Below are 9,479 nucleotides of genomic sequence, written 5' to 3'. Positions count from 1 at the left end.
GAAAGGACCCACCGGGCGGCTCCTGGTGGGTCCTTTCCGTCGTCCGCGCCGGACTCAGGCCTTCTTGGCGCACTCCGCGCAGGTCCCGAAGATCTCCAGGGTGTGCGCGATGTCGCTGAAGCCGTGCTCGGCGGCGACCGAGTTGGCCCAGCGCTCCACCGCGGGGCCCTCCACCTCGACGGTCGCGCCGCAGTGCCGGCAGACCAGGTGGTGGTGGTGCCCGCTGCTGCACCGGCGGTAGACCGCCTCGCCGTCGGCCGTGCGCAGCACGTCCACCTCACCGGCGTCCGCGAGCGACTGGAGCGTGCGGTAGACCGTGGTCAGACCGACGGAGTCCCCGCGGTGCTTGAGCAGGTCGTGGAGCTCCTGTGCGCTGCGGAAGTCCGCGATCTCGTCCAGGGCCGCCGAGACGGCGGCACGCTGCCGGGTCGATCGGGCGCGCGGCGACGGGCCTGCGGTGGTCACCGTGGGTCCTCCTGGGGTCGTGGGCGTCTCGCACATCATTGTGCCAGCCCCGCACGTCGCTCAGGGGTGGTCGTGCCGGACGGCTCGGAGGAGGCCTGTTCCGGCAGTTCGACGTCGCACACCTTCGGGCCGTGTTCGCCCGCGCCGCGGTGGCGCCGCCGGGCGAGCGGCGCGGCGAGCAGGCTGAACACCGCGAAGACCGCGATGGCGAGCAGCACGATGGCCGGGCCGGAGGGCACGTCGAGGTGGTAGGAGCCGGTGACGCCGGCCAGCGAGACGACCACGCCGAGCGCGATCGAGGCGGCCTGGGTGGCGGCGAAGGACCGGGTGAGCTGCTGGGCGGCGACCACCGGGACCACCATCAGCGCGCTGACCAGCAGCAGCCCGACCACCCGCATGGCGACCGTGACGGTGACCGCGGCCATCACCGCGAGCAGCAGGTTGAGGGTGCGCACCGGCACACCGGTGACCCGGGCGAAGTCCTCGTCCTGGCAGATCGCGAAGAGCTGGCGGCGCAGGCCGACGGTGACCGCGATGACCACCGCGCCGAGCACCGCGATGGCGGCCAGGTCGGCGGGGGCGACGGTGAGGATCGAGCCCCACAGGTAGCTCTCCAGCGAGCCGGCCCCGGCCTGGGCGGAGAGCGAGACCAGCAGCTTGCCGCAGGCCATGCCGCCGTAGAAGAGCATCGCGAGGGCGATGTCGCCGCGCTGGTTGCCGCGCGAGCGGACCAGTTCCATGGTGACGGCGCCGAGCACGCAGACCAGCACGGCCATCCAGACCGGGCTGGTCTGGAAGATGAAGCCGAGGCCGACGCCGGTCATCGCGACGTGGCCCATGCCGTCGCCCATCAGCGCCTGGCGGCGCTGCACCAGGTAGATGCCGACGGCCGGGGCGGTGATCCCGACCAGGACGGCGGCGAGCAGGGCCCGCTGCATGAAGTCGTAGGAGAGCATCTCGGTCATGCGAGCAGCCTCGGTGGGGTCAGGTCGGCGTGCGGGTGGACGTGGTCGTGGCCGGGCAGCGCGTGCAGGCCGGTGTTGGGCACGGGTGGGCCGTCGTGGGCGACGCAGCCGTCCCGCAGCACCACGGCGCGGTCGATCAGCGGCTCCAGCGGCCCGAGTTCGTGCAGCACGAGGAGGACGGAGGCGCCGCGGCCGACCTCGGCGCGCAGGGTGTCGGCGAGCACCTGCTGACTGGCGGCGTCCACGCCGGCCATCGGCTCGTCCATGATCAGCAGGTCGGGGGAGCCGACCAGGGCGCGGGCGATCAGCACCCGCTGCTGCTGGCCGCCCGACAGGTCGGCCACGCCGTCCCCGGCCCGCTCCAGCATGCCGACGGCGGCCAGCGCGCGGTCCACCGCCTCGCGGTCCTTGCGGCGGAAGGGCAGCAGCCGGTGCTGCGGCAGCCGTCCGGTGGAGACCACCTCGCGGACGGTGGCGGGGACGCCGGAGGCGGCGGTGGTGCGCTGCGGGACGTACCCGATCCGGTGCCAGGCACGGAAGGAGCCGTACGGGGTGCCGAACAGCTCCAGGGTGCCCTGCTCCAGCGGGACGGAGCCGATCACGGCCTTGACGGTGGTCGACTTGCCGGAGCCGTTGGCGCCCAGCAGGGCGACGACCTCGCCGGGCCGGACGGTGAGGTCGACGCCGCGCAGCACCGGCCGGCCGCCGCGCGAGGCGACGGCGTCACGGAGGCGGACGGCCGGAGGTATCGGGTCGGTCATGGTGCTCGGTCCCGTCAGCTGGTGGCGGCAGGGGTGGTGGCGTCGGTTCCGGCGGGGGTGGCCGGGGCGCCGAGGGCGGCCTGGAGGTTGGCCAGGTTCTGCTTCATGACGGTCAGGTAGTCGTCCTTGGACGGGTCCTTGACTCCCTCCAGCGGGTCCAGGACGGCGGTCTTGAGGCCGAGGTCCTTGGCGACGGTGTCGGCGAGCTTGGGGCTGACCAGGGTCTCGAAGAAGATCGTGGTGACGCCGTTGTCCTTGGCGGCCTTCTGCACCGCGGAGAGGCGGGCCGGGGTGGGCTCGGACTCCGGGTCGACGCCGTTGATGGCGACCTGGGTGAGGCCGTAGTGGTCGGCGAGGTAGCCGAAGGCGGCGTGGCTGGTGACGAAGGTCCTGGTCTTGGCGTCCTTCAGCCCGGTCCGGAACTCCTGGTCGAGCGCGGTGAGCTTGGTGACCAGCTCGTCGGTGTTCTTCCGGTAGTCCTCGGCGTGGGCCGGGTCGGCCTTGGCGAACTCGTCGCCGACGCTCTTGGCGATCGCCGCGTAGCGGGTCGGGTCGAGCCAGATGTGCGGGTCGCCGGCCGGGTCCTCGTGCTTGTGGCCCTCGGCCTGGTGGCTCTCGGCCCCGTGGCCGTCGCCCTCGGTGCCCTCGTCGAGATGGTGGTCGACCAGCGGGCCGGCGGCGGTGGCGTCGATCTTGTGCTTGCTGGACGACTGCGCGACGGCCTGGTCGACGGTGGGCTGGAGGCCCTTGAGGTAGATGATCGCGTCGGCCTTCTGGACGGTGCCGACCTGCTTGGCGGTGAGCTCCAGGTCGTGCGGCTCCACCCCGGCCGCGGTGAGGTCGGTGACCGCGACGTGCTCCTTGCCGATCTGCTGGGCCAGGAACTCCATCGGGTAGAAGGACGCGACGACCTTCAGCCTGCCGTTGCCGCTGTCGGCGCTGCTGCTGCCTCCGCAGGCGGTGAGGGCGAGGGAGGCGGCGAGGGCGGTGGTGCCGAGGGCCAGGGAGGTGCGGGTCCGTCGGGACAGTCCGAGTCGAGGCAGTCCGATCATCATGACAATCATTCTCATCTCAGATGGAAATGATTGTCAACTCACTCGGATGGGTGAACGGCGGGTGGCGCCGGCCCGGGCAGCCGGACGATACCGATTTGAATCACGTACCCGTATGGCCGGTAACCTGAGGTATTCGGGTACGCGCAACCAGCCGTGCCCTGACCGTGCCGTACGTACTGAAGAGAGCACTGTGGCCGCCGACAAGATCGACACGATCGTCAGCCTGAGCAAGCGCCGTGGCTTCGTCTACCCCTGCAGCGAGATCTACGGTGGCACGCGTGCCGCCTGGGACTACGGGCCGCTGGGTGTCGAGCTCAAGGAGAACATCAAGCGCCAGTGGTGGCGCGCGATGGTCCAGGCCCGTGAGGACGTCGTCGGACTCGACTCGTCGGTGATCCTCGCCCGCGAGGTGTGGGAGGCCTCCGGCCACGTCGCCACCTTCAACGACCCGCTGACCGAGTGCCTCTCCTGCCACAAGCGCCACCGGGCCGACCACCTGGAGGAGAAGTACGAGGCCAAGCACGGCTTCCCGCCGCCGAACGGCCTCAAGGACGTCAACTGCCCCGACTGCGGCACCAAGGGCCAGTTCACCGAGCCCAAGGACTTCTCGGGCATGCTGAAGACCCACCTCGGCGTCACCGAGGAGGCGAGCGGCCTGGCGTTCCTGCGCCCGGAGACCGCCCAGGGCATCTTCACCAACTTCAAGGCCGTCCAGACCACTTCGCGCAAGAAGCCGCCGTTCGGCATCGCCCAGACCGGCAAGAGCTTCCGCAACGAGATCACCCCCGGCAACTTCATCTTCCGCACCCGCGAGTTCGAGCAGATGGAGATGGAGTTCTTCGTCAAGCCGGGCGAGGACGAGCAGTGGCACGAGTACTGGCTCCAGCAGCGCTGGGACTGGTACGTCGGCCTCGGCCTGCGCACCGAGAACATGCGCTTCTTCGAGCACCCGAAGGAGAAGCTGTCCCACTACGCCAAGCGCACCGTGGACATCGAGTACCGCTTCAACTTCGGTGGCAGCGAGTTCTCCGAGCTGGAGGGCGTCGCCAACCGCACCGACTACGACCTGCGGGTGCACAGCGAGGCGTCCGGCCAGGACCTGAAGTACTTCGACCAGGAGTCCGGCGAGCGGTACTTCCCGTACGTCATCGAGCCGGCGGCGGGCCTCAACCGCGCCATGCTGGCCTTCCTGATCGACGCCTACTTCGAGGACGAGGCTCCGAACGCCAAGGGCGTCATGGAGAAGCGCGTCGGCATGCGGCTCGACCCGCGCCTGGCCCCGGTCAAGGTCGCCGTCCTGCCGCTGTCGCGCAACGCCGAGCTGTCCCCGAAGGCCCGCGGCCTGGCCGCCGACCTGCGCACCGCGTGGAACGTCGAGTTCGACGACGCCGGCGCGATCGGCAAGCGCTACCGCCGCCAGGACGAGATCGGCACGCCGTTCTGCGTCACGGTCGACTTCGACACCCTTGAGGACAACGCGGTGACCGTCCGCGACCGCGACACCATGTCGCAGGAGCGTGTCTCGCTGGACCAGGTCAAGGCGTACCTGGGCGCGCGGCTGATCGGCTGCTAGCAGGTTCCCGCCCGGGAGCCCTCGTCCGCCCTGGTGGGGCGGGCGGGGGCTCCCTGCCGTCGGGGGCCTCGGGCGGCCTCCCGGTGCTTCCCGGCGGGAGGCCGCTACCGCCGTCCCCAGCGCGATCGCGGGGCCGCGGGCGGGCGGGTCGGGAGGCCGGCGGTGCGCAGGGCGGCGAGGGTGGTGCGGTGGCGGGCCTCGTCGGCGAGCAGCGCGGCCAGCAGCTGGGCGTACAGTCCGGAATCGCCGGCGCCGTCCAGGGCGGTGGCCAGCCTGACCACCTCGACGGGCGGGCGCAGGACGGCCAGTTCGCCCAGCAGGAGGGTGGCGAGCGCGGGCGGCAGGCCGGCCGCGAGAGCGGCGAGGTCGGCGGTGGAGCGACCGGCGGCCTGGCGCAGCAGGGTCCGGACGTCGCCGGCCCGGCCGTGCTGCTGGAGGCAGGCGGCCAGGGAGGTCAGCTCGGGTATCGGCGCCGACCCCCACTCCCAGAGCAGTGTCGCGCTGTCGGCGGTCAGTCCGGCCCGCTCCAGTGCGCAGAGCAGGCCGGGGACGGAGGCGGCCGGGTAGCCCCAGAAGGCGTGGAACACCTCGGCCGCCGCCTCGGCCAGGCCCAGCTCGCGCAGCTCGGCGAGCACGGCGACGCAGTGGTCGGGTGCGGACCGGGAGATGCCGCGGGCGAGGTGGAGCGAGGCGCCGGTCGGGCCGTACTTGGCGAGCATGCCGACCAGCAGTGCGGCGTCGGAGGGGGCGAGGCGGGCGGCGGCCGCGTCGATCACCCCGGTGGCCTCGGCGAGGGATCCGGCCCGGTGGAGGGCGGTGATCCGCTCGGTGAGGGCGCCGAGATCGGGGCGGACGGGCGGCGGCGGGGCCTGCTGCTGCGGTGGCTGCTGTTGGTACTGCTGCTGGTTCTGCTGGCTCTGCTGGGGTGGTGGTGGCTGCTGCTGTTGTCTGATCCGGCTCTCCAACGCCTCCAGTTGGTCGCTGAGTTGGAGGCAGCGGGCGCCCAGGCCCTCGCGGAGGGTGCGCGCCTGGGCGAGCTGTCGCAGCAGTTCCCCGTCCGGTCGTTGGCGGCCCGGGGTGGCGCGGATCGCCTCGTTCAGGCGTCGTTCACGTTGACTCGCGTAGCGGCTCGCACGGAGTAACTCGTCCAGTTCCGCGCGGAGTTCGGCGGCCTGCTGCTCGCCCTCCGGCTGCTGGCCTGCGGATTGTGCCGTCGGCCGCATGCGCATGATCGCCCCACCCTGTCCATCCAGACCCTGACTGCGTGACATCCTGGCGTCAGTATGTGGCGTGGGAGTTAAGAGTGCACGACCAGTCGTGTCCGAGCGGTGTCAAGGAGCGCGCAGAGGGCGGTCGTTGCGAGAAGTGCGCCGGTCGCGCTCCGTAGCAGGGTCGCCTCGTAGTACGGACCGGGAGCGAAGGCCGCGACGGCGTACCCGACCGCCGCACCCGCGAGGGCGGGGATCAGCAGCAGCGGTGCGTCCCGGCGGGCCGCCGCGCCGATCACCAGGAGCCCGGCCAGGGCGGCGAGTTCGGGCGTGCCGAAGGTCTCCGCGTAGCGGATCGCCAGGGCGGGGACGAGGAACAGTGCGAGTGCCCGGCCGATCGTCCCGGCGAGCGCGGCGGTATGCGGGCCGGGCGGGCGCGGGCACCGGGACGGGACGGCGCGGGTGGCGACGAGCACCGCCAACGCGGCCGCGGCAGAGGGGAGATGATCGCCGAGCCGGGCGAGGTTGTAGAGCAGCGCGGTGTCGTACAGCACCAGCATCAGCTGGCCGTACGCCCACAGGTCGAGCGTGAAGCGGAACAGGCTGCGGGCGGGTCCGGCCTCCGGTGGGGGCTCGCGGCGGGCCTGCCAGGCGATCAGCGGGGGCGTGAGGAAGGCTGCGGTCGCGCGCAGGACGAGGTCGTCCACCGTGTAGGGGTTCCGCAGGTCCCACTCCACCGCGCAGAACGCCACGGTGTACGAGGCGGCGGCGAGCGGGATCAGCGGCGAGCGGGCCAGCCGGACGTACAGCGCACCGTCCAGCCGGCGGACGACAGCGACGAACGCCAGCAGCACCAGCGGCAGTTCGAGGAACGCCTGCACCCGGAGCACCGACGGGGCCAGCAGCTCCGGGGCCGGGAAGCGGGCGGCGAGGGAGTCCAGGCGGGGGACGTCGAACCAGCCGGGCGGCAGGTGGCGGGTGATGAAGGAGACGTCCCCGTGGTGCACCCGGTTCACGTAGACCGCGACGAGCACCTGGTTGAGGTAGACCAGCGCGACGACGGCCGCCAGCGCCGGCTCCGGCCCGAGCGCGCCGCCGTTGCGCCCGGCGGGGGCCTTGCGCCGCAGCACCCTCGGCGCCAGGACCAGGGCGGCAGCGGCCGAGGCCACCACCGTCCCGTCCAGCAGCGGAGCGATCCCGCTCATGCGCCCAGCCGCGCCCGCGCCTCCATCAGTGCGAAGCCGAGCAGGTTCAACCCGCGCCACTCGGCGGGCTGTTGGGCCCGGATGTCGTCGGAGGCGAGCCCGATGCCCCAGATCCGGTCCAGCGGACTGGCCTCGACGAGCACCCGCTCACCCGTGCCCAGCAGGTAGTCGCGCAGCACCTCGTCCTGGCCGAACTTCGCGACGTTGCCCGCCACCACCAGCTCGAACCGGCCGGCCACCCACGTCTCGTCGTCGAAGCCCTTCACCAGCCGGCCCAGCTTCTTCGCCTCGGCGGGCGTCCGGGCGGCCAGCACCCGCTGCGCGATCTCCTCGTCACCGAACATCCGGGCCTTGCCGGCCATCATCCAGTGCTCGGCGGAGGCGTACGCGACCCCGTCGACGGTGAACTCGCCGGGCCACCACTGGCTCAGGCACTCCTGCCGAGTCCCGCCGCCCTTGCGCTCGGTGTGCCCCCAGAACATCACCCACTTCGGCCGCACCCCGTCGGCCATCAGCGCGGCCAGCTCCTCGCGGCTGCGGACGGCGGCAAGGTCCGCCACGTGCATCTCGCTCATATCGTCAGTCTGACACGAAGGGGTGCGTGTCCGCTAACCGTTTGATTGCGGCGTATTGCTCTCGTACCGTGGCCGGGCGTCCGGGATCTCCCGCCCGCGTGCGGGACTTCGGGGCAGGCGAACGCGGTCGTTCGATCCCCGAAGCCGCCGACATCATCCGCGCAGCCCTGGTCGAGGCGCCTCGCGAAGATCCCCTCGGTCAGCCCGCAGCCGCCAGCTCCAGGAACCGCAGCCCGACCTCCGTCACCTCGTCCGCCGTCCAGCTCTGCGCCGGCTCGCCGAGGCTGACCTCGGCCATGGCGAGGCCGGGGGCGGCATCCTGCCAGTGGGAGACGAACCAGATCCCCTCCTGCTCGGCCAGCGTCAGGTGGGCGGCGTTCAGGGCCTTGGCGGAGAACGGCAGCCAGAGCTGGAACTCGTGGGTGGGCGGGACCTCCGGGTAGAGGCGTGCGCCCGGCAGCGTGGCCAGGGCCGGCACGAGGGTGGCCGCGTGGTGGACGTAGCCGGGGATGCGGGGCAGGGCCGTGTCCAGGCCGTGGAGGGCGGCGATGGCGGCCGGCCACTGCTGGGCGAGCCGGCCGCCGTAGCGGTGGCACCAGGTGCGGGCGTAGGCGACGAGGTCGGCGTCGCCGGCGAGGGCGGCCCCGCTGATCCCGCCGAGGTCCTTGTAGTAGGACACGTAGACGCTGTCGGCGAGGGCGGCGATCTCGTCGAGCCGCCTGTCGAAGTGGACCGCGGTGTTCCAGAGCCGCGCACCGTCGAAGTGCACCCGGGCGCCGGCCTCGCGGGCGGCGGCGACCAGGGCGGTCAGCTCGTCCCAGGTGGGGAGGAGGTAGCCGGGGTCGCGCAGCGGGAGTTCGACCGTCAGGGTGCCGAACGGCTCGCCGAGCGCACCGAGTTCCTCGGGCGTGGGCTGGCGCTGCTCGGTGGTGGGCCAGAGGCCGCGCAGGCCGGTGAGCTGGGTGTACGCGTGGCGCTCGTGCCGCTCGATGTGGCTGAGCGGGTGCAGGGCCACAGCCGGGTTGCCGGTGCGTTCGGCGTGGTGGCGGAGGGCGACCTGCTGGGCCATCGTGCCGGTGGGGAAGAAGACCGCGTCTTCCTTTCCGAGCAGCGCGGCGGTCCGTTCCTCCAGCTGCCGCACCGGCCCGTCGCTGCCGTAGAAGTCGTGGGGGATGTCCAGGCCGTCCAGGGCGGCGAGTTGGACGAGGCGCTCGCGGATGCTGAGGATGCGGTCGCCGGAGAGGAAGCGCTTGCACGTCATACGGGCCGCACGGCGCCGGTGGAGCTCGCTCTGGTCATCGATCATCCGGCGATTGTCGAACTTGTAGTGAGGTCGGACCAACTGCTTTTCCCCGTACGGGGCGGGGATCTCGCCCAGGACCTCGCGCGTGCCCCCGCCCGGGACCTCGCGCGCCTCGACGAACTCCCGCGTACGGACGAGCGCAGGCGTCCGGCGTAGGAAGCGCGCAGCGACGTCCAGGCCCTGGAACCGGGCGCAGGCCGATCGATGTCCACGCCGGTGGACCGCGACACAGGGTGAAGCCCCGGTCCCCGTCGGATCGAACGCGCCAGGGATGCCGGGATGCTCCTATGGACGTCAAGCCGCAGGAGCAAGGTCGGTTTGAGTGATGTGTCGGGTTGTCGGTGTGCTGGTCAGGGCGCGGTAGATCTC

At 72.1% G+C, this 9,479-nt stretch carries 9 protein-coding genes; 1 reads left to right on the top strand and 8 read right to left on the bottom strand.

Annotated features, from left to right (window positions below):
• Nucleotides 1–54: 54 nt before the first annotated feature.
• Genes ACFU7Y_RS32655 through ACFU7Y_RS32640 form a run of 4 tightly spaced genes read right to left on the bottom strand, consistent with a single transcriptional unit; the run spans nt 55 to nt 3,246 of the window.
• The gene (locus tag ACFU7Y_RS32655) at nt 55–465 is read right to left on the bottom strand and encodes a Fur family transcriptional regulator (protein WP_189918013.1); all 411 of its coding nucleotides are present in this window, start codon (nt 463–465) and stop codon (nt 55–57) included.
• Between the two features lie 35 nt (nt 466–500).
• A complete protein-coding gene (locus ACFU7Y_RS32650; protein WP_380770543.1) occupies nt 501–1,430 on the bottom strand; it encodes a metal ABC transporter permease in 930 nt (309 codons plus the stop codon).
• A complete protein-coding gene (locus ACFU7Y_RS32645) occupies nt 1,427–2,191 on the bottom strand; it encodes a metal ABC transporter ATP-binding protein (RefSeq protein WP_224279480.1) in 765 nt (254 codons plus the stop codon). The genes ACFU7Y_RS32650 and ACFU7Y_RS32645 overlap by 4 nt, the downstream gene beginning before the upstream one ends.
• Before the next feature lie 14 nt (nt 2,192–2,205).
• The gene (locus tag ACFU7Y_RS32640) at nt 2,206–3,246 is read right to left on the bottom strand and encodes a metal ABC transporter substrate-binding protein (protein ID WP_374119957.1); all 1,041 of its coding nucleotides are present in this window, start codon (nt 3,244–3,246) and stop codon (nt 2,206–2,208) included.
• A 190-nt stretch (nt 3,247–3,436) separates the two neighbouring features.
• Between ACFU7Y_RS32640 and ACFU7Y_RS32635 the strand changes: the two genes are divergently transcribed.
• Nucleotides 3,437–4,819, top strand: coding sequence for a glycine--tRNA ligase (locus tag ACFU7Y_RS32635; RefSeq protein ID WP_224279482.1), 1,383 nt, complete (start codon nt 3,437–3,439; stop codon nt 4,817–4,819).
• Between the two features lie 104 nt (nt 4,820–4,923).
• Here ACFU7Y_RS32635 and ACFU7Y_RS32630 read toward each other — a convergent pair whose 3' ends face one another.
• The 4 genes from ACFU7Y_RS32630 to ACFU7Y_RS32615 all read right to left on the bottom strand — a co-directional run bounded on the left by ACFU7Y_RS32630 (nt 4,924) and on the right by ACFU7Y_RS32615 (nt 9,113).
• Nucleotides 4,924–6,048, bottom strand: coding sequence for a hypothetical protein (locus ACFU7Y_RS32630; RefSeq protein WP_380770542.1), 1,125 nt, complete (start codon nt 6,046–6,048; stop codon nt 4,924–4,926).
• Nucleotides 6,049–6,116: 68 nt separating this feature from the next.
• Complete coding sequence (locus ACFU7Y_RS32625) at nt 6,117–7,232, bottom strand: hypothetical protein (protein WP_224282827.1); 1,116 nt, start codon at nt 7,230–7,232, stop codon at nt 6,117–6,119.
• Nucleotides 7,229–7,807, bottom strand: a complete 579-nt coding sequence (locus ACFU7Y_RS32620; protein WP_374120050.1) for an NADAR family protein — start codon at nt 7,805–7,807, stop codon at nt 7,229–7,231. Before ACFU7Y_RS32620 ends, ACFU7Y_RS32625 begins: the two co-directional genes overlap by 4 nt.
• Nucleotides 7,808–8,006: 199 nt before the next feature.
• Nucleotides 8,007–9,113 carry a low specificity L-threonine aldolase gene (locus ACFU7Y_RS32615; protein WP_224282828.1) on the bottom strand — a complete coding sequence of 369 codons (1,107 nt, stop codon included), beginning with the start codon at nt 9,111–9,113 and terminating at the stop codon, nt 8,007–8,009.
• Nucleotides 9,114–9,479: the final 366 nt, after the last annotated feature.

Origin of the sequence: Kitasatospora sp. NPDC057542, assembly GCF_042801945.1 — a bacterium.
Classification (GTDB): Bacteria; Actinomycetota; Actinomycetes; order Streptomycetales; family Streptomycetaceae; genus Kitasatospora.
Note: the sequence above shows the minus strand (reverse complement) of the source record. Positions and strands in the feature narration are given on the sequence as shown.